Below are 21,024 nucleotides of genomic sequence, written 5' to 3'. Positions count from 1 at the left end.
CCGGGGGATCGGGGTGGAGTGATGGCGGCGGAGATCGTGCGGACCGGTGGATCGCCCGAGGTGAGGGCGTCGCACGCGGACCGGGACCGGGCCGTGGATGTGCTGCGCGTCGCCGCGGGCGACGGCCGGCTCACCCTGGAAGAGCTCGACGAGCGGCTGGAGGCCGCGTTGTCCGCCCGGACGATGGGCGAACTCGCCGTGCTGACGGAGGACCTGCCCGTGCCCGTCGGCGGGACGCCCGCCGAGGCCGACGGCGTGGTCCGGATCCGGCAGGAGGGGGCCTCGACCCGGCGGGGCGACGGCTGGGTGGTGCCGCGGCGGCTGGAGATCCGTTCGGCGTGGGGCGAGGTGACGCTCGACTTCACCGACGCGGTGATCACACACGACACCCTGGACATCGACCTGGACCTGCGCGCCGGCTCCCTGAAACTGCTGACCAGGCCGGGTGTCGTCGTGGACACCGACGGCCTGGTGATGAACTACTCGGCGCTCAAGGCGCGTCGGCCGGCCGACGCCCCCGTCCGGCTGCGGGTACGGATCACCGGCGAGGTCACCTACGGGCAGCTCGTCGTGCGCTCGCCGCGCAGGGGCTTCGGCAGGAGGAGCGCGACGGCCTGACTCAGCCCACGTGCACCCTCGGCCGCCGCTTGCGGTCCCGCTCCGCCTCGCGCAGGACCTCGCGCGTCACCGGGGCGACCTCGCCCTGGCCGAACAGGAAGAAGCGCAGGAAGTTGGCGAAGGGCCCGCCCTCGGTCCACTCGAAGTAGATGTGCGGGGTGCACCCCGTCGAGTCGCGGACGTGCAGCAGCAGCGCGGCCAGGGCGTTGGGGATGGAGGACGACTCCAGGGTCAGCACACGGTAGCGGCCGTGCAGCACCTCCCCGCGTACGGTCAGGCCCGCCTCGAACTCGGACGGGTCGGTGACCGTCACCTCGACGAAGACGAAGTCCTCCTGGCCGGGCACGTCGTTGTCCTGCCGGATCTGCTCGATCTTGTCGCGGTACTCGGCGATGTCGCGCCGGTCCGGCTCGTTGGCGATGAACCGCATCCGGCGGCTGGCCATGTCCCGGACGAAACGTTCCGCCATGTCGTCCAGCGTCACGCTGGTCACACGGAGCTCGAACGCCCGGGCCAGCCGTGAGAGCAGGGAGACCAGGATGATGCCGGCGATGAAGCAGGCGCCGATCTTCACGCCGTCCGGGCGCTCGATCACGTTGAGCACGGTGGTGTACAGGAACACCGCGGAGATCACCGCGAAGGCGACCGTCCAGTTCCGCTGCCGGGCCTTGCGGGCGGCGATGGTCACCGCGATCGCCGCGGAGCTGATGAGGACCAGCACGCCGGTGGCGTAGGCACCGCCCTGGGCGTTGACGTCGGCGTCGAAGATCCAGGTGACCACGAAGGCGATCAGTGTGAAGACGATGACCATGGGCCGCACGGCACGGGCCCAGTGCGGGGCCATGCCGTAGCGGGGCAGATAGCGCGGCATCAGATTGAGCAGGCCGGCCATCGCGGAGGCGCCGGCGAACCACAGGATGGCGATCGTCGAGGCGTCGTAGACGGTGCCGAAGGTGTTGCCCAGGTAGTCGTGCGCCAGATAGGCGAGCGCCCGGCCGTTGGCCTGGCCGCCCGCCTCGAACTCCTTCTCCGGGATGAGGAGGGTGGTGATGAAGCTGGTGGTGATCAGGAAGACGCTCATGATCAGCGCGGCGGTGGTGAGCAGCTTCTTCGTGTCGCGGATGCGGCCGGTCGGCCGGGCCTCGGTGTCGTCCGGGTCGCCCTTGACGTGCGGCATCACGGCGACGCCCGTCTCGAACCCGGAGAGGCCGAGCGCCAGTTTCGGGAAGACGAGCAGGGCGACGCCGATCATGGCGAAGACGTTGCTGTGCTGGGTGGTGAGGGCGCTCGACCAGTCGGTGACCACATGACCCGCGGTGATGACGTGGTAGAGGCCGACGATCACCACGACCACGTTCAGTGCGAGGTAGGCACCGACGAGGGCGACCGCGACACCGATCGCCTCCAGGAAGCCTTTGAGGAACACCGCGCCCAGCAGCGCCACCAGGATCAGGGTGATCAGCATCTGCTTGTCGTGCAGGACGCCGGTGAGATGCGGGTTCTCCACGAGGTGGGTGGAGGCGTCGGCGGCCGACAGGGTGATGGTGATGAGGAAGTCGGTGGCGGCGAAGCCCAGCAGGGTCAGCACGAACAGCTTGCCCTGCCAGAAGGAGAGCAGCCTCTCCAGCATCGCGATCGAGCCCTCGCCGTGCGGGCTCTCCTCGGCCACGCGGCGGTAGACGGGCAGGGCCCCGGCCAGCGTGACGACGACGAGGACGATCGTCGCGATCGGCGACAGCAGTCCGGCGGCGAGGGCCGCGATACCCGGCTGGTAGCCGAGCGTGGAGAAGTAGTCGACGCCGGTCAGGCACATCACCCGCCACCAGGGCTGGCCCCGGTGCGGGGGTTCCGGCTCGGCATGGGGCCCGGTGTGGCCGCCGCCCTTGCCCATGTCGGACAGGCCCTCCAGCATCCAGCTGCGCAGACGGCTGGGTGAAGGGGGCTCCGGAGGGCTCGGTGCCGGGTGCTCGGTGGTGGCCATCGACGTGCTCCCGATGTGCGGACTCAGCGTGGTTCCGGCCATCACTGGACGGCCCGATCAGCGTAAGCGGAGCGTGATGCCGTGGCCCCTGAATGCGGGGGTCGTGCGCGTCAAGCTTCCGTTAAGACTCGCGGCCGGGGCGGACGCGGATGCAGAAACGCGAGCTGAGAGCGCGTTCGGCGGCTCGGCTCGCGCGGTGTGGGGGGTCGGTCTCCGGCTCCTGGGCGGACACCCTGTGTGATCGCGATCAGGGCAGCTTCGTAACGTTCGCCTGACGAGCCGAATGTTTCGTCAGCCCTCCCCGTCGATGTCCTGACGCAAGATTCAGCGTGCACGAGGGGTTGCCACCGTTTACCCGCTGTCTCTAGGGTGCGGCAGCAGCGAACCTTTCTGGAACTACTTCGAAACTTTCGAGGAGCGCATGATGGGCGACCCCGCACTGTCCCGACGCGGCTTCCTGGCGGCCTCCGCCGCGGCCGGTCTGGGGATGACGGCACTGACCGCATGCGGCGGGGACTCGGACGGAGGGTCGTCCGGGACGACCACGGTCGAATGGTGGAACATCTCCACCACCGAGCCGTCCAAGACCGTCTGGGCTGCCCTCGCCCGGAAGTACGAGGCGCAGAACCCCAAGGTCAAGATAAAGATCGTCCAGATGGAGAACGACGCCTACAAGTCGAAGATGACGGCCCTGACCGCCTCCGGGAAGCTGCCCGACATCTTCCACACCTGGGGCGGCGGCGTGCTGAAGCAGCAGGTCGACGCCGGGCTCGTCGAGAACCTCACGGACCGCACCAAACCGTGGGGCGAGGCCCTGCTGCCGGTCGCCAAGGAGCCCTACCTGCTCGACGACCAGGTCTACGGCATCCCGTTCGACATCGGCATGATCGGCTTCTGGTACAACAAGGCGCTCTTCGAGAAGGCCGGCATCGCCGAGCCCCCGACCACCTGGGACGGTTTCCTCGACGCCGTACGCAAGCTCAAGGCCGCCGAGGTCACCCCGCTGGCGCTGGCCGGCAAGGAGAAGTGGCCCGGCATGTACTACTGGGCCTACCTGGCGATGCGCACCGCCGGCGCGGAAGCCCTCCAGAAGGCCTACGACGACAAGGACTTCACCGGTGCCCCCTTCGTCGAGGCGGGCGAGCACCTGGAGGAACTCGTCGGACTCCAGCCGTTCCAGAAGGGCTTCCTCGGCGCCGCCTACTCCTCACCCACCGGCCAGGCCGCCACCGTCGGCAACGGCAAGGCGGCGATGGAGCTCATGGGCCAGTGGGCGCCCACGGTCCAGGCCGACGCGGGCAAGGGCCTCGGCAAGGACCTCGGCTTCTTCCCGTTCCCCGCGGTCGAGGGCGGCAAGGGCGCCATCACCGAGGTGTTCGGCGGAGGCGGCGGACACGCCCTGCGCCGGGGAGCCCCGCAGGAGGCCGTCGACTTCCTCAAGTTCTTCGCGTCCGAGGCGACCGACCTGGAACTGGTCAAGAAGACCGGCGTGCTGCCCGTGGTCCCCGCGGCCGAGAGCGCCATCGCCGACCCCAACATCAAGGCCGTACAGGCTCAGCTGAAGGCGGCCACCGGCTTCCAGCTCTACCTCGACCAGGCCTACGCGCCCGCCGTCGGCCAGGAGGTCAACGACAGTGTGGCCGCGCTCATCGCCGGCTCCAAGTCGCCCGGGCAGGTCGCCCAGTCCATCACGAAGACCGCGAAGGAAGAGCAGTAGCCGGCGATGACCTCCACGTTCCTGCCGGACAAACGGGCCGGCCGCGGCGCCGGTGCCCCGCCCCCGGCCGCTGACCGGCGGCCCCCGGGGCGGACCCGGCGACGCGCGCTGCACTGGCTCACCGCGGCCGGCTTCCAACTCCCCGCCCTGGTGCTGTTCATGGGGCTCGTGCTGCTGCCGATGCTGTTCGCCCTGTACGCCGCGTTCTTCCGCTGGGGCGGCTTCGGCATGCCCTCCGACTACATCGGCGGCGAGAACTTCACCCGGCTCCTCCAGGACGACGTCTTCCTCGGCGACCTGTGGCGCTGTCTGGTCCTGGTGGTGCTGTCGCTCGCCCTCCAACTGCCGTTCGCGCTCGCCATGGCCGTGCTGCTCAACCAGCGGATGCGCGGCCGGGCGGTCTACCGGATGCTGTTCTTCGCCCCCTACGTCCTGTCCGAGGCGATCACCGGAATCCTCTTCGGCATGATCTTCGCCCCGGACGACGGCTTCGCCGACCAGGTCCTCGGCAAGGTAGGACTGGAGGGGCTGGGCGGGGAGTGGTTCGCGGATCCGTCCACCGTCATGGCGACCGTCTTCCTGGTCATGACCTGGAAGTACTTCGGCTTCCACATGATGCTGTACCTCGCCGGGCTTCAGGCCGTCCCCCGGGAACTGACCGAGGCGGCGCTCATCGACGGGGCGAGCGCCTGGCAGCGGTTCCGCAACGTCACCCTGCCGCTGCTCGCGCCCACCCTGCGCATCAGCGTGTTCCTGGCGGTCATCGGGTCCATCCAGCTCTTCGACCTGGTCTGGGTCACCACCGCGGGCGGTCCCGACCACCACTCGGAAACCATGGCCGTGACCATGTTCCAGTACGGCTTCAAGCGCTACCAGGTCGGCTACGCCAGCGCGATCAGTGTGGTCATGTTCGGCATCAGCCTCGTCTTCGCCCTCGCCTACCAGCGGTTCGTGCTCCGGCGCGATCTCGAAGGGGCCACCACGACCATGCGGGGGGACGGAAAGTGACCGCCAGTCAGAAGACCCGTGAGGGCGGCAGGACCTGGGGCCTGCACCTCGTCCTCACCGCAGTGGGCGCGGTCATGGCCGTCCCCCTGCTCTACGCCGTGCTCTCCGGCTTCAAGTCCACCGACGAACTCTCCCGCAACCCGGTCGGTCTGCCCGAGTCGTGGGTCACCTCCAACTACACCCAGATCCTCGGCTCGGGGGACTTCTGGCGGCTGATCGGCAACAGCACACTGATCGCGGTGGGCACGACCGTCCTGATCGTCGCCGTCTCCGCCCTGTCGGCGTTCTCCTTCGCGCGGTTCGCCTTCCGGGGCCGGGAAGCGCTGTTCACGCTGTTCACCATGGGGCTGATGTTCCCCTTCGCGGTGGCCGCCCTGCCGCTGTTCCTGCTGCTGCGCTCCCTGGACCTGCTGGACAACCCCCTCGGCGTGATCCTCCCGCAGGCCGCCTTCGGACTGCCCATGACGATCATCATCCTGCGGGGCTTCTTCCGGCAGATCCCCGGTGAGCTGGAAGAGGCCGCCACGCTCGACGGGTGCACTCCGTTCGGCTTCTTCTGGCGGGTGCTGCTGCCCATGGCCCGGCCCGCGCTCGGCACCGTCTCCGTGCTGGCCGTGGTCACCAGCTGGAACAACTTCTTCCTGCCGCTGCTGGTGTTCACCGACGCGCAGTGGTGGACGCTGCCGATCGGCGTCCAGCAGTTCCAGGGGCAGTACTCCGCCGAGTACGCGAAGGTCTTCGCCTATCTGGTGCTGGCCATGGTGCCCGCACTCGCCTTCTACTCGGTCGCCGAGCGTCAGCTCGTCGGCGGCCTCACCGCCGGCGCCACCAAGGGCTGACGCGCTCCGCCAACGTACGGCTCTGCCCACCCACCTGTCGTGAGGAGTCGCACCATGCGCACCACCCGTCTGAGACTCGCCGGCGCCGTCGCCGCGCTCCTGGTCGCCGCCGGCATCACAGCCGGCACCCCCGCCCACGCGGATCACCAGCAGCCCACCCTCGCCGACCTCGCCCAGCGGCACGGCCGCTACTTCGGCAGCGCCACCGACAACCCCGAGCTCGTGGACGGGCCGTACAAGGCCCTGCTCGGCAGCGAGTTCGACCAGATCACACCCGGCAACGGCATGAAGTGGTACGCGACCGAGCCCGAGCAGGGCGTGTTCGACTTCTCCCAGGGCGACGAGATCGTGAACCTCGCCCGGGCCAACCGGCAGAAGGTACGCGGTCACACCCTGGTCTGGCACAGCCAGCTGCCCGGATGGCTCACCAGCAGGGAGTGGACGGCCCCGGAGCTGAGGGCCGTGCTGAAGAAGCACATCCAGGCGGAGGTACGGCACTATCGGGGCAAGGTGTTCGCCTGGGACGTCGTCAACGAGGCGTTCAACGAGGACGGTACGTACCGGGAGTCGGTCTTCTACAAGACGCTCGGCCCCGGCTACATCGCCGATGCGCTGCGCTGGGCTCACCAGGCCGATCCTCGGGTCAAGCTGTACCTCAACGACTACAACATCGAGGCGACCGGCCCGAAGAGCGACGCCTACTACCGGCTGGCCAAGGAACTGAAGGCCGCGGGCGTCCCGCTGCACGGCATCGGCCTCCAGGCTCATCTGGCCCTGCAGTACGGCTATCCGGCCACCCTGGAGGACAACCTCCGCCGCTTCTCCCGGCTCGGCCTCGACACCGCGCTCACCGAGGTCGACATCCGGATGCAGCTGCCCGCGACCGAGGAGAAGCTGACCCAGCAGGCCCAGTGGTACGCCGACCTGACCGAGGCGTGCCTGGCGGTACGCCGATGCGTCGGCATCACCCTGTGGGACTACACCGACAAGTACTCGTGGATCCCGGCGTTCTTCCCGGGTGAGGGCGCGGCCCTGCCGTGGGACGAGGAACTGCGGCCGAAGCCGGCGTACTTCGCGCTGCGTGAGGCGCTCGGCGGGAAGTAGCGGGGGCGGACGGCGCCCTGCCCGACAGGGGGTGGCGGGGCGCCGTTCCTCAAGCCGGAGTCAGGCCGGAGGCGCGGTACTTGCCCGTACCACCAGGTCGGTGCCCAGTTCCACGCGCGGTGAGTCCGGCTGCTCGTCGCGGGTGAGCCGGAGCACCGTGCGCACGGCCAGTTTGCCCATGTCGGCCAGGGGCTGGCGGACCGTCGTGAGCGGCGGGGCCGACCAGCGGACCTCTGGAAGGTCGTCGAAGCCGACCACGCTCATGTCCTGCGGCACCCGCAGCCCGCGCCGGCGCAGCGCCTCGACAGCGCCGAGTGCCATCTGGTCGCTGGCCGCGAACAGAGCGGTCGGCGGTTCGGGGAGGTCGAGCAGGGTGGTGCAGGCGGTGAATCCGGACTCGGGGCGGAAGTCTCCGGGGACGACGAGGGACGCGTCGGGCGTGATGCCGGCGCCCTCCAGGGCCGCGCGGTAGCCGTCCAGACGGGCCCGTGAGCACAGCAGGCGGGGCGGGCCGGCGATCAGGCCGATCCGGCGGTGGCCGAGGGACAGCAGGTGTTCGGTGGCCGCGAGGCCGCCCGACCAGTTCGCCGCGCCGATGGTCGGGGCGTCCAGGGCGGGGGAGCCCGCCGGGTCGACGACCACCAGGGGCACGCCGAGGATCCGCAGCTCCTCGTGCAGCGTGGAATCCAGGGCCGACGTCACGAGGATGACGCCGTCGGAGGCGCGGGCCCTCAGGTTGCGCATCCACTCGCGGGCGTCTCCCGAGCGCCCGTGGATGGCCGACACGACCGTGCCCACCCCGGCGGCGTGCGCGACCTCCTCGACCCCGCGGATGATCTCCACGGCCCAGGGGCTGTCGAGGTCGTTGAAGACCAGGTCGAGCAGGGCGGCACGGGCTCCCGGGGCCGCGGGACGCCTGCGGTAGCCGTGGCGGCGCAGGAGGTCCTCGACTCGGGCCCGGGTCTGCGGCGACACGTCGGACCGGCCGTTGACGACCCGGGACACGGTCGGTACGGACACGCCGGCCTGCCGGGCGATCTCCGTGATCGTGACCTTGCCCTCGGCGTCGGCCCCACGTCCTCCCACTTGCCCCACCTCCGTCGACGGGTGACCGCGAAACTTCCAGGAGTCTTCCGGAAAACGGGCATCCGTGGGAAGGCGTACGAGCCGGGAACGGCACGTCGCGACGGGTGACGGTGAGTGACGGCCGCCGGACATGCGTCGGGGCCGGTTCGCAGGGTGCGCTGCGGCCGGCCCCTCATGTGTGCCGGCGGGGCGTCGCCCCGCCGAGCGGCCTCAGGCGGCCGTCATCACCTGGCCGGCCAGCGGACGGTGCGGGGCGATGGCCCGGCCGTCCGGCAGGAGCTCGCCGGTGTCCTCGAAGAGCACCACGCCGTTGCACAGCAGGCTCCATCCCTGCTCCGGGTGGTGCGCCACGAGGCGGGCGGATTCCCGGTCGGCGGATTCTGCTGAGGGGCACTGGGTCTGGTGCTGGCACATGGGTGGGATCTTTCGCTGGGTCGAGATGGACGATGAGAGTGAGTTGGCTGAGTTGGCTGTCGTGTCTGTTCCGCGGCTAGAAGTGTCGTTCATGGCCGCCCCCCGTTGTGATAAGTCGTCGGAACCCAGTGTTGCCCTACGGGCGTCAATCCGCAGGGATTTCGCGGCACCGCCTCTCACAGATTCATGACGCATCACCCGCGCCGACGGTTCATCCCAACTGCACTGTCCCTTCGGGTGGTTCGCAGTGGCCGAATGGGGCTAGTCCGCTCGGGCCGACGACTATTCCGGCTCGTACGAGCCATTAGGTGCTCGTACGAGCGATCGTGTGAGCGAGGAAGCGATCGTGCGAGCGAAAGAGCAGCCGTGCGAGCGAAAGAGCAGTCGTGCGAGTGGGAAAACGAGCGGCCGGGTGGGAAAGCGAGCCGCCGGGCGGGTGACTGGCGGCGGGCGGAGGAATGGCGGCGGGCTGGGCAACGAACGACCCCGCCGCCGGAAATCGGCGACGGGGTGCGAGAGAGGGGACTGCGCGGCGCTTCAGGCAGGTGAGCCGAGCAATCTGGTGGGAGTGACCCGGTGGGTCAGCACCGGGAGGAGCTCGGCGACGCGGTGCGGGCGATGGGCCGCGATGCCGGGAGGCGCGGGCGCCAGCGGGACGAGCAGGTCGGTGGCGGCGGGGTGGCCGGCGGCACCGTCCGCGGTGCAGTCCTCGTGCAGCCAGAGCGTCAGCATGTACAGGCCGGGCACCGACAGCAGGCGGGGCTGGTACGGCTGCGGCATCGTCTCCGCCTGGCGCAGGGCGCGCTCGGTGGAGGTGATGTACGGGCCCTCGAAGAAGTGGGAGAAGGTCCAGCCGTCGGGAGTCAGCACGGTCTCCGCCGCGGCCACGGCGCGATCGCCGCAGCGGATCAGGAAGCGCCACCCGGCCAGCCGGGTCGCGGACACGCCCTCGGCCGTCACATGGTCGAGGACGTGCACGGGCAGGGGGAGCTCGGGTGTGGCGGGTCCCTGGGTGCCGAGCAGGGAAGGAGTTCGGGCTTCGCGGACCGCTGTGGGAGAGGAGAGGGCGGTGAGGACGGAACGGAGTGCGGGCGCGGGAGCCGGGGGGACATGCAGCGGCATGGTGGGTCGCCTCTCATTCAAAGGCACGGTGGCGCGAGGGCGGGGGCGGACGGCGCTGTCAGCTCACGAGGGTCAGAGAGGCAGGGGCCGGGGTCATGAGAACGAGAGGGGGGTGGGGTCCGCGTCGCCTCGACGGCAGGCCCCATCGACCGTGGGCGCCAACCTTCTGCCTTGTTCGCGGAGTTTATACGACACGGGTTCAGACTGTGTTTCGTCTAGCCGTTTCCGGTGAGTAGAACAAGGGTACATTCGGTCGGCGATACGCGAGAATCATCCTGATTTCAGGTGGGGGTGCACTGCGGTGACCTCGGCGAATGCCCGCGAACCGGTCGGCCCATTCTCGTCGGCGTTTTTCACGAGTTCCTGGGCCCCGAAACCTGTCCTGTGCGTCATGCCGAGTGAATGTGCCACCGGTCACTCGTGACCAGCGTAGCGGCCGACAGGTCCGCCCGGGACGTTATCGATCGCTTTCGCTGGGCATCCTCCACCTGACCGGGACCCCGGCGGCCCTGGATCCTGGCCCGCAACACCGAGGAAGGACGCTTCGATGGGGGAGAAGGTCGCGGCAGGCCGGTTCGACCTGTCCGATCGCCAGCGCTACCGCGACAAGCTGCGTCAGTGCCTGACGGGCTTGGAGCGACTCCTGGCGGAGAAGCGGTTCGATCGTCCCAGGAACCTCATGGGGCTGGAGATCGAGCTGAATCTCGCGGGCGCCGACGGCATGCCGAAAATGTTGAACGGGCAAGTCCTCGAACGCATCGCGAGCCGTGATTTCCAAACAGAACTCGCCATGTTCAATCTGGAAGTCAACATTCCCCCACACCGTCTGGGGGGCCGGGTATTCGACCGCCTCGCGGAGGAACTCCGTACGTCACTGGCATATGCCGACCGGAAAGCCGGCGAGGTCGACGCCGGTATTGTGATGATCGGTATTCTGCCGACTCTCGACCGTGACGACCTGGTGTCGTCGAACCTCTCCGACGTCGACCGGTACACCCTCCTCAACGACCAGATCGTGGCCGCCCGCGGCGAGGAGTTCACCCTCGACATCGACGGCGTGGAGCACCTGAGCTGCACCTCGAAGTCCATCGCGCCGGAGGCCGCCTGTACCTCCGTGCAGCTGCACCTCCAGGTGACCCCGGCCCGCTTCTCCGACGTGTGGAACGCGGCCCAGGCGGTCGCCGCCGCGCAGATCGCCGTCGGCGCCAACTCGCCCTTCCTCTTCGGCCGGGAGCTGTGGCGCGAGTCGCGGCCCCCGCTGTTCCAGCAGTCCACCGACACCCGCCCGCCCGAGCTCCAGGCCCAGGGCGTCCGGCCGCGCACCTGGTTCGGGGAGCGCTGGGTCACCTCGGCGTACGACCTCTTCGAGGAGAACCTGCGCTACTACCCGGCCCTGCTGCCGATCTGCGACGACGAGGACCCGCTGAAGGTGCTCGACCAGGGCGGCACACCGTCGCTCGCCGAACTCGTCCTGCACAACGGCACGATCTACCGCTGGAACCGCCCCGTGTACGGCATCGCCGACGGTGTCCCGCACCTGCGGGTGGAGAACCGCGTGCTGCCGGCCGGGCCCACGGTCATCGACGTCATCGCCAACGCGGCCTTCTTCTACGGGGTCGTCCGGGCCCTCGCCGAGGAGTCCCGGCCGGTCTGGACGAGGCTGCCGTTCGAGGCGGCCGCCGCCAACTTCGACGCCGCGTGCAAGGACGGTATCGACGCCCGCTTCACCTGGCCCCGGCGCGGCCGTTACAGCGGCACCACCCAGGTCGACGCCGTGAGCCTGATCCGCGACGAACTGCTGCCGCTCGCCGAGGCCGGACTGGACGCCTGGGGAGTCGAGCCGGCCGACCGTGATCTGTACCTGGGCGTCATCGAGGAGCGGTGCCGGCGCAGGGTGAACGGGGCGAGCTGGCAGGCCGCCACGTTCCACAAGGCACTGGACGCGGGCCTCTCCCGGGACGACGCGCTGGCCGCCACGACCCGGCGGTACCGCGAGCTGATGCACAAGGGCGACCCGGTCCACACCTGGCCGGTGGGACCGCCGGAGCCGGTGTCGCCGGACTGACCGCCGCCGTCGGGGTGACGTCACGCTGCCGCCATACTGATCCGACACGTCGGTGAAGTGGAGGCAGGTGTGCAGGCGGAGGCGAGCCCGGTGGGCGGTTCCATTCCCCAGCAGGGGCTCTCACGGCGGATGCTCCGCAACGAGACGCTGCTGGTCCTCGCGCTGTCGCTGGGCGCGAGCGGAGTGTCCGCGCTGATCAGCTTCATCGGGTCGGTCACCAAGCCGGGCGGCCTCAAGGACCAGGCGGCCACGATGAACGCCTCGGCCGCGCCCGGCCGGCCCTGGCTCGACCTCGCCTGGCAGCTCTTCGGCATCACCACGGCGCTCGTCCCCGTCGCGCTCGTCGCGCACTTCCTGCTGCGCGAGGGCGCGAGCCTGCGCACGATCGGCTTCGACCGCACCCGGCCGTGGTTCGACCTCGGTCGCGGGGCGGCGATCGCGGCGGTCATCGGCAGCACCGGCATCGCCTTCTACCTCGCGGCCCGCGGGCTCGGCTTCAACCTCACCGTGGTGCCCGAGGCGCTGCCGGCGGTGTGGTGGAAGTACCCCGTGCTGATCCTCGCGGCGATCCAGAACGCGGTGCTGGAGGAGGTGATCGTCGTCGGCTACCTGCTGAGGCGCCTCGACCGGCTGGGCTGGAGCCCGACGGCCGCGCTGGCCGGCAGTGCCGTGCTGCGCGGCTCGTACCACCTCTACCAGGGCATCGGCGGCTTCATCGGGAACATGGTCATGGGCGTCGTCTTCGTCTACCTCTACCGGCGCTGGGGGCGCGTCGGCCCGCTCGTGGTGGCCCACTCGCTGCTCGACATCGGGGCGTTCGTCGGGTACGCGCTGCTGGCGGGCAAGGTGGGCTGGCTGCCCACGGCGTGACGCGCTGCGAGAGGGGGCGTACGACGGTGTCGTGCGCCCCCTTTCCGCTTCTCAGGCCAGCAGATCGCCCTCGATGACGGTGACCGCCCTGCCGGTCAGCAGGGTGCGGTCGCCGCGCAGCTCCGTTCGGACGCGCCCGGAGCGGGGTGAGGCCTGGAGCCCGGTGAGGTCGGCGCGGCCCAGGCGTTCGGACCAGAACGGGGCGAGCGCGGTGTGGGCGCTGCCGGTCACCGGGTCCTCGTCGATGCCGACGTTCGGGAAGAAGCAGCGCGAGACGAAGTCGTAGCCACGGGCGGGGTCCTCGGCGCGGGCGGTGGCGATGACGCCGCGCTCGGAGTGGGCGGCGAGGGCCTTCAGGTCGGGGGTGAGGCCGTGCACCGTCTTCTCGTCGGCGACCTCTACGAGCAGGTCGCCCACGTTCGGGCCGGTGTCGAGGACCGTGAGCGGGTCGGTGCCGAGCGCCTCGGCCAGGCCGCCGGGCGGGTCGACGGGGGTGAGCGGGGCCGTCGGGAAGTCCAGTGTCACGGAGCCGTCCCCGGCGGGCGTGGCGACGAGGACGCCACTGCGGGTGGCGAAGCGTACCGGGCCGTCGTGGGCGCCGGTCGTGTGCAGCACGTGGGCGGTGGCGAGGGTCGCGTGGCCGCACATGGCGACCTCGGTGGCAGGCGTGAACCAGCGCAGGGCCCAGTCGGCCCCGGCACCCTCGGGGAGCGGGTGGGCGAAGGCCGTCTCGGCGTGGTTGACCTCCAGGGCGACGTCCTGCAGCCAGGTGTCGTCCGGGAAGGCGTGCGCGCCGGTCAGGAGCAGGACCCCGGCCGGGTTGCCGGAGAAGGGGCGATCGGTGAAGGCGTCGACGATTCGTATCCGCATGCCCGGACGCTAGGGCTCCCACGAACCCGGAGGCCAAGGCCAATACGCGAGCACTGGACCGGTTCTGCCGGTCGGCCGGGCGGTGAGGAGCCTTGTCGAACCGAGCATTACCGATATATCGTTGAGACATCGCGACAGATCAACGATGGAATGGAGAGTGGTTGCGATGCGTACCCATGGATTCGAGCGTGGACATGGACACGGCGGCCCGCATCACGGCCGGGGCGGCTTCGAAGGGCTGCGTGCGGCCTTCGGTCCGTTCGGGCCGGGTGGTCCCGGCTGGGGCGGGCCCGGTGGGCCGGGCTTCGGTCCCGGCCCCTGGGGCGGGCGAGGGCGCGGGGGGCCGAGGGGAAGGGCGCGGCGCGGTGACGTGCGCGCCTCGATCCTGGCCCTGCTGAAGGACCGGCCGATGCACGGCTACGAGATGATCCAGGAGATCGCCGAGCGCAGCGGCGGGGCGTGGAAGCCCAGCCCCGGCTCGGTGTACCCGACCCTTCAGCTGCTGGAGGACGAGGGGCTGATCGCCAGCGCGTCCGAGGGCGGCAAGAAGCTGTTCTCGCTCACCGAGGCGGGCCGCGCGGCCGCCGAGGAGGGGCCCGAGGCGCCCTGGGAGGAGGCCTCACGGGGGGTCGACTGGGAGGCTCTGGGTGAGATCCGTCAGGCCGGCTTCGGTCTGATGGAGGCCTTCGGTCAGGTCTGGAAGACGGGCAGCAAGGAGCAGCGGGAGAAGGCGCTGGGCGTCATCAACGAAGCCCGCAAGAAGCTGTATCTCATCCTCGCCGACGAGGACTGAACCCCGTCGCGGGACAAGCGCCCCCGGTCCGCTCCGGGGGCGCTTCCGTGTGCCGGAGCCGGGGTCAGGTCACCAGGCCGTCCAGCTTGCGCAGCGACTCGTGCAGGGCCGCCGTGGCCGAGTCCTTCAGCTTGCCCGCCATCAGGGACACCGTCGCGCCCGTGAACTCGCCGTCGATGCGGACCCTCGTGGCGTCGCCCTCGGGCGTGAGGGTGTAGCGCGTCGCCACGGTCACGGCCATCGGGCCCTTGCCGCGGATCGCGAGCACACGTGCCGGTTCCAGCGCCTCGACGGTCCATGCCACCTCGGCCGGGAAGTTCATGAGCCGCATGTTCTCCTGGAACGTCGCACCCACCTCCAGGGGCTCCGGGCCGCCCGCAGGGAAGCTCGTGTGGGTGGCGTTCCACTCGCCCCACGCGGACCAGTCCGTGAGCCTGGACCACACCTTCTCGGCCGGTGCCCCGATGCGTGCCTCCGCGCTGACTTCGGCCATGCGACCACCTCTTCGTGTCGGGGCTGGGTGTCGCGGAACGTAGCCGCGGCGGGCGCAATGTTCAATACTGACGAACTGTCAGCCCTGCGCGGGCCTCCACCTGAATCCGCCTGATCTCCTCCGTAAGGAGGAGATTCCGCTCGCTGAGGTCCACTTCCCGTGGGACGCCAAGATGCTTCCCGCCGGGGATGACCCGGGGCCGCGGGGCTGATGGGGTAGAGGATGTGCAACCCCTCATCTCCCGGCAGTCGGCCCATGAGCACGGCATTCAGCGCGTGGACAACGATGCCAGGCTCAGTGACGAGCTGGCTTCGGTGGTCGGCGGCGCCCGGCGCCGGGCCGTCCGGGACGGGGACCGGCAGATCGACACCGCCCATCTGCTCCACTCGCTGCTGGAGTCCGACCCCGAGGCGCGCTCCGTCTTCGGCGAGGGGCCGCAGATCGCGCGGCTGCTCGGCTACCTCGTCCAGCGCAGCATCGGCTACGGCCTGCGCTGGCAGAGCGGCGTCGAGGACTCCGGCGCCGTCCCCGTGGTGACGGAGACGGCGGGCTACTCCCCGCTCGCCGCCGGGTGCATGGAGTACGCCCGCGAACGCGCCGCCGGGCGCGGCGGACCGGCCCGTGGCACCGATCTGCTCGCGGCGATCGTCGCCGACCCGCAGGCCCGCGCGGTCGAGGTGCTCGAACGGGCCGGCATCGACCCGCGCGAGGTGTTCGCCCGGCTCGACGACCGGTACGGCCTCACGGGGGAGTGCGGCGAGGCCGCGCTGTGAGCGCAGCCGCTCTGTGAGCCGGCAGCCATCCTCTGAGGGGCAGTCATCCCCTGAGCCGCAGCAGCCCTCTCATGAGTCGCAGCCGCCCTCTGAGCGGTAGCCCCCCTCTGCATGAGGGGCGGCCCCTCTGATGGGCAGCCCCGAGGGGTCGTCCGCCGCATCCAGGCAGTGAGACAGGTGCCACAGGGGATGACGCTCCTGTCATGGCCTGCCATCATGTGCCGGTGCGTACCTCTGACAGCAGCGTGAGCGGACCCGGCAGGGGTGTGGGGCTCGGCCTCGCGCTCCTGTCAGCGGTGGCCTTCGGCGGATCCGGTGTCGCGGCCAAGCCGCTGATCGAGGCGGGCCTGGACCCGCTGCACGTGGTGTGGCTGCGCGTGGCCGGGGCTGCCCTGGTCATGCTGCCGCTCGCCGTGCGCCATCGCGCGCTGCTGCGGCGGCGACCCGGGCTGCTCGCCGGGTTCGGACTGCTCGCCGTCGCCGGAGTCCAGGCCTGCTACTTCGCGGCGCTCTCCCGCATCCCCGTCGGGGTGGCACTGCTCATCGAGTACCTGGCACCCGCGCTCGTGCTCGGCTGGGTGCGGTTCGTGCAGAAACGGCCCGTGACGCGTGCCGCGGCCGTCGGCGTCGTGCTCGCGGTCGGCGGACTCGCCTGTGTCGTCGAGGTGTGGTCGGGCCTCGGCTTCGACGCTCTGGGGCTGCTCCTCGCGCTCGGCGCGGCCTGCTGCCAGGTCGGCTACTTCGTCCTGTCCGACCAGGGCAGCGATGCCGGGGAGGAGGCGCCCGACCCGCTGGGCGTCATCGCCTACGGGCTGCTCGTCGGCGCGGCCGTGCTGACCGTCGTCGCCCGGCCCTGGACCATGGACTGGTCGGTGCTCCAGGGCACCGCGAGCATGGACGGCAGGCCCGTCGCCGCCGTCGTCCTGCTGGCGTGGATCGTCCTCGTCGCCACCGTCGTCGCCTACGTCACCGGTGTGGTCTCCGTGCGCCGGCTCTCCCCGCAGGTCGCGGGCGTCGTGGCCTGCCTCGAAGCGGTCATCGCCACCGTCCTGGCCTGGGTCCTGCTCGGTGAGCACCTCTCGGCACCGCAGATCGTCGGTGGGGCGATCGTGCTCGCGGGCGCGTTCATCGCGCAGTCCTCGACGCCCTCGAAGGGTTCCGCGCAGCCGGTGGCGAGCGGCGGCCCGGAAAGGGAATTGTCCCGGCGCGGAACCAGCGCATAGGGTGTCGATCATGCCTTCGAACGCACTCGTTCTTCCGCCTCCGGCCGCCTGAGGCGGGCCCTCCGGACACCGCGCCCGGCGATTCGCCGCCGCGTAGAACGGTGCTGCCCGCAGACGAAGTCCGTGGACCCCTGATCCCGACCGATCCGGGGTTCTTCCCGAACTTCCGCGCACCTGCCGCCGCTTGTCGCGTGCGGCGTGCCGTGCGCGTCTGCGGAGAGAACGCGTGTCGAACACTGCCTTCGGCCTGCCCGTCGGGCGAGGCCTCCTCTATCTGATCGTCGCCGGTGTCGCCTGGGGCACCGCCGGCGCGGCCGCCTCCCTGGTCTACCGGACCAGTGACCTGGGGCCCGTCGCCCTTTCGTTCTGGCGCTGCGCCGCCGGTCTCGTGCTGCTGCTCGCCGTCCGCCTGCTGCGGCCCCGCGGCGGAACTCCCGTGCGTGAACCGCTCGGCCGCCGGGCGCTGCGGGCCGGGGTCACCGGGCTCGGGCTCGCCGTCTTCCAGACCGCGTACTTCGCGGCCGTCTCGGCCACCGGCCTCGCCGTGGCCACCGTCGTCACCCTGGGGGCGGGGCCCGTCCTCATCGCGCTCGGCGCCCGGCTGACCCTGGCCGAGCGGCTGGGCCGGGGCGGAGCCGTCGCCGTCACGGGCGCCCTCGCCGGGCTCGCGGTGCTCGTCCTCGGGGGAGAGGGCACGACCGTACGCACCGTGGGGGTGCTGCTCGCGCTGCTGTCCGCGGCCGGGTACAGCGCGATGACCCTGCTCACCCGCCGGTGGGGCCGTGACGGCGGGACCGACGCCGCGCGGACGACCACGGGGGCCTTCGCCGTCACGAGCCTGTGCCTGCTGCCGTTCGCCCTGGCGGAGGGACTGCTGCCGCACACCGAGGAGCCCGGCCGCCTCCTGCTCCTGCTGGTCTACGTCGCCGCCGTCCCCACCGCGCTCGCCTACGGCCTCTACTTCGCGGGCGCGGCCGTCGTGCGGTCCGCCACCGTCTCGGTGATCATGCTGCTCGAACCGGTGAGCGCGGCGGTGCTCGCCGTCGTCCTGCTCGGCGAGCACCTCACGGCGGCGACGCTGGCCGGGACCCTGCTGATGCTGGGCTCGGTGGCGGGCCTCGCGGTGGGGGAGGCGCGAGGCGCCCGGATGCGCGAGGAGCCGGTGACGGCCGTGTGACGCGGTGAGGCCGCGTGACGCGGTGACCGGCCGTGTGAGGCGAGACCGGCCATGTGGGCGAGGACGGCCGTTCGAGGCGGGGCGGCGGCCTAGGCCTGCTGTCTGCGCAGGAGGTGGTCGCGAGCCCTCGTATCACCCGGGCCGCCGCGGGCCGCGAGGCCCGCGGCGATCCGGTCCCGGACTTCGGCAGGCCTGTGGTTCGCGTACTTGAACTTCGCCCGTACGTCCGTCACTTCGAGGCGCAGGCCGCGAATGCCGGCCAGCATCCTGCCGTACGGGGCCTCGCCCGCCGCCGCCCGTGCGGAGCCGCCCCGCGGCTGGAAGTGGTCGACCTGGCGGTTGAGCAGCGCGGCCTTCTCCGCCGGGTCGTCCACGACATGTGCGCGGCAGCGGAGCTGTACGGCCGTGTAGAAACTCGTCGGGGTGCCGTGCTCGGGCGGGACGTCGGGGGCAGCCTGCCAGGGGCCGGGTACGAACACGTAGTCGTCGACCACGCTCAGCAGGACGTCCGGGCAGGCCTCCAGCGCGGGCCAGAGCGGGTTCGGACGGGCGAGATGGGTGACGATCTCGCGGCCCCCGGCGTCGTAGGCGAAGTGCAGGGGCTGGACGTGGGGCGGTTCGCCGGGCAGGCCGTTGACGGCGAGCTGGCCGAAGTCGTGACCGGCCAGCCACTGCTGCCACTCGGCGTCGTCGCGGGGCGCGTCCCAGGGGTGGATCAGCATCACAGGGCCCCGAGGTAGCCGGGCAGTTCGGTGCCGGGCGCCAGGCCGGGGTCGGAGACCGGGGTGCCGTAGGTGCGCCGCACCGGGACGACGCCGGCCCAGTGCGGGAGGGCGAGGTCCTCCGGTTCGTCGTTCACGCCACCGGTGCGCAGCTTCGCGGAGACCTCGTCCAGGTCCAGGAGGATCACGGCGGTCGCGGCGAGTTCCTTCTTGTCGGCGGGGCGCGAGTCGGCTGAGCGGCCGGGCACGACGTGGTCGACCAGCGCGTCCAAGGCCTGCCGCTTCTCGTCGGGGTCCGTCACGTCGTGGGCGACGCCGTGCACCACGACGGAGCGGTAGTTGATCGAGTGGTGGAAGGCCGAGCGGGCCAGAACCAGACCGTCGACGTGCGTGACCGTCAGACAGACCTCAAGGCCCGGGTCGGCCTGACCGGCCGCCCGCAGCGGACGCGAGCCCGTGGAACCGTGCACGTACAGCCGCTCGCCGACCCGGGCGAACAGCGTGGGCAGCACGACCGGCGCGCCGTCGCGGACGAAACCGAGATGGCATACGTAGGCCTCGTCGAGTATCGAGTGCACCAAGTCCTTGTCGTACGAGGCCCGGTCCGGGGAGCGGGTGGGGACGGTGCGGTCGGTCGGGGTGTAGCCGGTGTCGGGCTGCGACGGCGTCTGCGCGGTCCCCTGCATGGCGCTCTCCATTGCACTAGTGCATACTTGGCTTTGTGCTAGGAGAGTATCCGATCAGTGGGCGTCGCGCAGCGGACATTTCCGCGAGCATCGAGCGGGCGGTGGGGGCCGGCGGGCTTCGGCCGGGGCAACTGCTGCCTCCGATGCGGGAGTTGGCGGAACGGCTGGGGGTGAATCCCAACACGGTCGCGGCCGCGTACCGGACCCTGCGCGAGCGCGGGGTCATCGAGACCGCGGGCCGGCGGGGCAGCCGGGTGCGGCCCGCACCGGCGACGACCGGGCGGGAGCACTTCAGGGTGGACGTCCCCGAGGGCGTGCGGGACGTCGCACAGGGCAATCCGGACCCGGCGCTGCTGCCGCCGCTCGCGGGCGTGTTCGCGGCGGCCGCCGCCGAAGGCGACCGGGCGCCCGTGCTCTACGGGGACACCGCCGTGGAACCGGAGCTGGCCCGGATCGCGCGGGCCGGCTTCGACGCCGACGGGGTGCCGGAGGGGCCGGTCGCCGTGGTCTCCGGGGCGCTGGACGGCGTCGAGCGGGTGCTCGCGGCCCACCTCAAGCCCGGCGACACCGTCGCCGTGGAGGACCCCGGCTGGGGCCGCACCCTCGATCTCGTGCCGGCGCTCGGCCTGCGGACCGTTCCGGTGGGCGTCGACGACGAGGGCCCCCGTGCGGAGGACGTGCGCCGGGCGCTGGAGGCCGGGGCGCGCGCCCTGATCGTGACGGACCGGGCGCAGAACCCGACCGGCGCTGCGGTGAGCGCGCCGCGCGCGCGGGCCCTGCGAGCCGTGCTCCGGGAGCACCCCGAGGTCCTGCTGATCGAGGACGACCACGGGCACGGCATCGTCGACGTGCCCCTGCACCCGCTGGCCGGAGTCACCCGGCACTGGGCTTTCGTCCGCTCGGCGGCCAAGGCCTACGGTCCCGATCTGCGGCTCGCCCTGCTCACGGGGGACGCCCTCACCGTGGACCGGGTCCGCGGACGGCACCGGCTCGGACCGGGCTGGGTCAGCCGGCTGATGCAGCGGGCCCTGGTACGGCTGTGGGGCGACGGTGCGGTGGACACGGCAGAGGTGGCGGCGTCGTACGGGAGGCGGCGGGACGCGCTGATCGGCGCGCTCGAACGGCGCGGTGTCGCGGCGCACGGGCGCAGCGGTATGAACGTGTGGGTGCCCGTGCCGGACGAGACCGGCGCCGTCGCCCGGCTGCTGCACGCCGGCTGGGCCGTGGCCCCCGGAGCCCGCTTCCGGCTGGCCGCGCCGCCCGGCATCCGGGTCACCGTCTCGACGCTCGCCGGGAGCGAGATCGAGGCGCTGGCCGACGCGATCACCTCGGCGGTCGGTCCCGCTCCGGCGCGGAGCTACGACTGATCGGACCTACGACTGATCAGATCTGCGGAAGGGCTGGGCCGTGGGTTTCTGCGCGGGGCTACGACGGGGGTACGCCTTCCGGCCTCGGGGCGGCGC

20 protein-coding genes are annotated in these 21,024 nt (G+C 71.3%); 12 read left to right on the top strand and 8 right to left on the bottom strand.

What is annotated here, in order from left to right; all coding sequences use genetic code 11:
- Positions 1–21 precede the first annotated feature (21 nt).
- On the top strand, positions 22–618 hold the full coding sequence (locus tag RFN52_RS06090; protein WP_184843398.1) for a DUF1707 SHOCT-like domain-containing protein: 597 nt from the start codon (positions 22–24) through the stop codon (positions 616–618).
- 1 nt (position 619) lies between these two features.
- Here the strand turns inward: RFN52_RS06090 and RFN52_RS06085 are convergent, their stop codons facing one another.
- Positions 620–2,599, bottom strand: a complete 1,980-nt coding sequence (locus RFN52_RS06085; protein WP_184843395.1) for an APC family permease — start codon at positions 2,597–2,599, stop codon at positions 620–622.
- 424 nt (positions 2,600–3,023) lie between these two features.
- Here RFN52_RS06085 and RFN52_RS06080 point away from each other — a divergent pair, with 424 nt between their 5' ends.
- From RFN52_RS06080 to RFN52_RS06065, 4 genes are all read left to right on the top strand, one after another.
- Complete coding sequence (locus tag RFN52_RS06080; RefSeq protein WP_184843392.1) at positions 3,024–4,316, top strand: extracellular solute-binding protein; 1,293 nt, start codon at positions 3,024–3,026, stop codon at positions 4,314–4,316.
- 6 nt (positions 4,317–4,322) lie between these two features.
- Positions 4,323–5,324, top strand: coding sequence for a carbohydrate ABC transporter permease (locus tag RFN52_RS06075; protein ID WP_184843389.1), 1,002 nt, complete (start codon positions 4,323–4,325; stop codon positions 5,322–5,324).
- 74 nt (positions 5,325–5,398) lie between these two features.
- Positions 5,399–6,163 carry a carbohydrate ABC transporter permease gene (locus RFN52_RS06070; protein ID WP_359149692.1) on the top strand — a complete coding sequence of 255 codons (765 nt, stop codon included), beginning with the start codon at positions 5,399–5,401 and terminating at the stop codon, positions 6,161–6,163.
- Positions 6,164–6,217: 54 nt separating this feature from the next.
- The gene (locus tag RFN52_RS06065) at positions 6,218–7,267 is read left to right on the top strand and encodes an endo-1,4-beta-xylanase (protein WP_184843383.1); all 1,050 of its coding nucleotides are present in this window, start codon (positions 6,218–6,220) and stop codon (positions 7,265–7,267) included.
- Between the two features lie 60 nt (positions 7,268–7,327).
- On the opposite strand, the gene RFN52_RS06060 is transcribed toward RFN52_RS06065, so the two are convergent.
- The 3 genes from RFN52_RS06060 to RFN52_RS06050 form a co-directional block, all read right to left on the bottom strand.
- Positions 7,328–8,362, bottom strand: a complete 1,035-nt coding sequence (locus RFN52_RS06060; protein WP_184843380.1) for a LacI family DNA-binding transcriptional regulator — start codon at positions 8,360–8,362, stop codon at positions 7,328–7,330.
- 201 nt (positions 8,363–8,563) lie between these two features.
- Positions 8,564–8,767 (bottom strand): DUF5999 family protein, encoded by a 204-nt coding sequence (locus RFN52_RS06055; protein ID WP_033307435.1) that lies wholly within the window; start codon positions 8,765–8,767, stop codon positions 8,564–8,566.
- 537 nt (positions 8,768–9,304) lie between these two features.
- Positions 9,305–9,889: a hypothetical protein gene (locus tag RFN52_RS06050; protein WP_184843377.1), complete on the bottom strand. Its 585-nt coding sequence runs from the start codon at positions 9,887–9,889 to the stop codon at positions 9,305–9,307.
- A 547-nt stretch (positions 9,890–10,436) separates the two neighbouring features.
- On the opposite strand from RFN52_RS06050, the gene RFN52_RS06045 reads away from it, so the two are divergent.
- Entirely contained in the window at positions 10,437–11,954 is a 1,518-nt protein-coding gene (locus tag RFN52_RS06045) for a glutamate-cysteine ligase family protein (protein WP_184843374.1), read from the top strand.
- A gap of 69 nt (positions 11,955–12,023) precedes the next feature.
- Entirely contained in the window at positions 12,024–12,824 is an 801-nt protein-coding gene (locus RFN52_RS06040) for a CPBP family intramembrane glutamic endopeptidase (RefSeq protein WP_184843371.1), read from the top strand.
- A 51-nt stretch (positions 12,825–12,875) separates the two neighbouring features.
- Here the strand turns inward: RFN52_RS06040 and RFN52_RS06035 are convergent, their stop codons facing one another.
- Positions 12,876–13,694 (bottom strand): PhzF family phenazine biosynthesis protein, encoded by an 819-nt coding sequence (locus RFN52_RS06035; RefSeq protein WP_184843368.1) that lies wholly within the window; start codon positions 13,692–13,694, stop codon positions 12,876–12,878.
- Positions 13,695–13,860: 166 nt separating this feature from the next.
- On the opposite strand from RFN52_RS06035, the gene RFN52_RS06030 reads away from it, so the two are divergent.
- A complete protein-coding gene (locus RFN52_RS06030; protein ID WP_184843365.1) occupies positions 13,861–14,487 on the top strand; it encodes a PadR family transcriptional regulator in 627 nt (208 codons plus the stop codon).
- A gap of 64 nt (positions 14,488–14,551) precedes the next feature.
- Here the strand turns inward: RFN52_RS06030 and RFN52_RS06025 are convergent, their stop codons facing one another.
- Positions 14,552–14,980: a type II toxin-antitoxin system Rv0910 family toxin gene (locus tag RFN52_RS06025; protein WP_184843361.1), complete on the bottom strand. Its 429-nt coding sequence runs from the start codon at positions 14,978–14,980 to the stop codon at positions 14,552–14,554.
- Positions 14,981–15,168: 188 nt separating this feature from the next.
- Here RFN52_RS06025 and RFN52_RS06020 point away from each other — a divergent pair, with 188 nt between their 5' ends.
- The 3 genes from RFN52_RS06020 (at position 15,169) to RFN52_RS06010 (ending at position 18,153) form a co-directional block, all read left to right on the top strand.
- Positions 15,169–15,753, top strand: a complete 585-nt coding sequence (locus tag RFN52_RS06020; RefSeq protein ID WP_184843358.1) for a Clp protease N-terminal domain-containing protein — start codon at positions 15,169–15,171, stop codon at positions 15,751–15,753.
- A gap of 218 nt (positions 15,754–15,971) precedes the next feature.
- On the top strand, positions 15,972–16,976 hold the full coding sequence (locus RFN52_RS06015; RefSeq protein ID WP_184853811.1) for an EamA family transporter: 1,005 nt from the start codon (positions 15,972–15,974) through the stop codon (positions 16,974–16,976).
- A 226-nt stretch (positions 16,977–17,202) separates the two neighbouring features.
- Positions 17,203–18,153 carry a DMT family transporter gene (locus RFN52_RS06010; RefSeq protein WP_184843355.1) on the top strand — a complete coding sequence of 317 codons (951 nt, stop codon included), beginning with the start codon at positions 17,203–17,205 and terminating at the stop codon, positions 18,151–18,153.
- Positions 18,154–18,242: 89 nt separating this feature from the next.
- Here RFN52_RS06010 and RFN52_RS06005 read toward each other — a convergent pair whose 3' ends face one another.
- Together RFN52_RS06005 and RFN52_RS06000 are read right to left on the bottom strand one after the other, a co-directional pair.
- Positions 18,243–18,875: an FMN-binding negative transcriptional regulator gene (locus tag RFN52_RS06005; RefSeq protein WP_184843352.1), complete on the bottom strand. Its 633-nt coding sequence runs from the start codon at positions 18,873–18,875 to the stop codon at positions 18,243–18,245.
- Positions 18,875–19,561, bottom strand: a complete 687-nt coding sequence (locus RFN52_RS06000) for a pyridoxamine 5'-phosphate oxidase family protein (RefSeq protein WP_184843349.1) — start codon at positions 19,559–19,561, stop codon at positions 18,875–18,877. Before RFN52_RS06000 ends, RFN52_RS06005 begins: the two co-directional genes overlap by 1 nt.
- A 35-nt stretch (positions 19,562–19,596) precedes the next feature.
- Here RFN52_RS06000 and RFN52_RS05995 point away from each other — a divergent pair, with 35 nt between their 5' ends.
- The gene (locus RFN52_RS05995; protein ID WP_184843346.1) at positions 19,597–20,928 is read left to right on the top strand and encodes an aminotransferase class I/II-fold pyridoxal phosphate-dependent enzyme; all 1,332 of its coding nucleotides are present in this window, start codon (positions 19,597–19,599) and stop codon (positions 20,926–20,928) included.
- Positions 20,929–21,024 lie beyond the last annotated feature (96 nt).

The sequence above is a fragment of the Streptomyces collinus genome (assembly GCF_031348265.1).
Classification (GTDB): domain Bacteria; phylum Actinomycetota; class Actinomycetes; order Streptomycetales; family Streptomycetaceae; genus Streptomyces; species Streptomyces collinus.
Note: the sequence above shows the minus strand (reverse complement) of the source record. Positions and strands in the feature narration are given on the sequence as shown.

What these genes read in the sequence shown, in the direction of transcription:
- RFN52_RS06090 (WP_184843398.1), top strand. Translation starts at nt 22, where the DNA reads ATGGCGGCGGAGATCGTGCGGACCGGTGGATCGCCCGAGGTGAGGGCG.
- RFN52_RS06085 (WP_184843395.1), bottom strand. Translation starts at nt 2,599, where the DNA reads ATGGCCACCACCGAGCACCCGGCACCGAGCCCTCCGGAGCCCCCTTCA.
- RFN52_RS06080 (WP_184843392.1), top strand. Translation starts at nt 3,024, where the DNA reads ATGGGCGACCCCGCACTGTCCCGACGCGGCTTCCTGGCGGCCTCCGCC.
- RFN52_RS06075 (WP_184843389.1), top strand. Translation starts at nt 4,323, where the DNA reads ATGACCTCCACGTTCCTGCCGGACAAACGGGCCGGCCGCGGCGCCGGT.
- RFN52_RS06070 (WP_359149692.1), top strand. Translation starts at nt 5,399, where the DNA reads ATGGCCGTCCCCCTGCTCTACGCCGTGCTCTCCGGCTTCAAGTCCACC.
- RFN52_RS06065 (WP_184843383.1), top strand. Translation starts at nt 6,218, where the DNA reads ATGCGCACCACCCGTCTGAGACTCGCCGGCGCCGTCGCCGCGCTCCTG.
- RFN52_RS06055 (WP_033307435.1), bottom strand. Translation starts at nt 8,767, where the DNA reads ATGTGCCAGCACCAGACCCAGTGCCCCTCAGCAGAATCCGCCGACCGG.
- RFN52_RS06050 (WP_184843377.1), bottom strand. Translation starts at nt 9,889, where the DNA reads ATGCCGCTGCATGTCCCCCCGGCTCCCGCGCCCGCACTCCGTTCCGTC.
- RFN52_RS06045 (WP_184843374.1), top strand. Translation starts at nt 10,437, where the DNA reads ATGGGGGAGAAGGTCGCGGCAGGCCGGTTCGACCTGTCCGATCGCCAG.
- RFN52_RS06035 (WP_184843368.1), bottom strand. Translation starts at nt 13,694, where the DNA reads ATGCGGATACGAATCGTCGACGCCTTCACCGATCGCCCCTTCTCCGGC.
- RFN52_RS06030 (WP_184843365.1), top strand. Translation starts at nt 13,861, where the DNA reads ATGCGTACCCATGGATTCGAGCGTGGACATGGACACGGCGGCCCGCAT.
- RFN52_RS06025 (WP_184843361.1), bottom strand. Translation starts at nt 14,980, where the DNA reads ATGGCCGAAGTCAGCGCGGAGGCACGCATCGGGGCACCGGCCGAGAAG.
- RFN52_RS06020 (WP_184843358.1), top strand. Translation starts at nt 15,169, where the DNA reads ATGACCCGGGGCCGCGGGGCTGATGGGGTAGAGGATGTGCAACCCCTC.
- RFN52_RS06005 (WP_184843352.1), bottom strand. Translation starts at nt 18,875, where the DNA reads ATGCTGATCCACCCCTGGGACGCGCCCCGCGACGACGCCGAGTGGCAG.
- RFN52_RS06000 (WP_184843349.1), bottom strand. Translation starts at nt 19,561, where the DNA reads ATGCAGGGGACCGCGCAGACGCCGTCGCAGCCCGACACCGGCTACACC.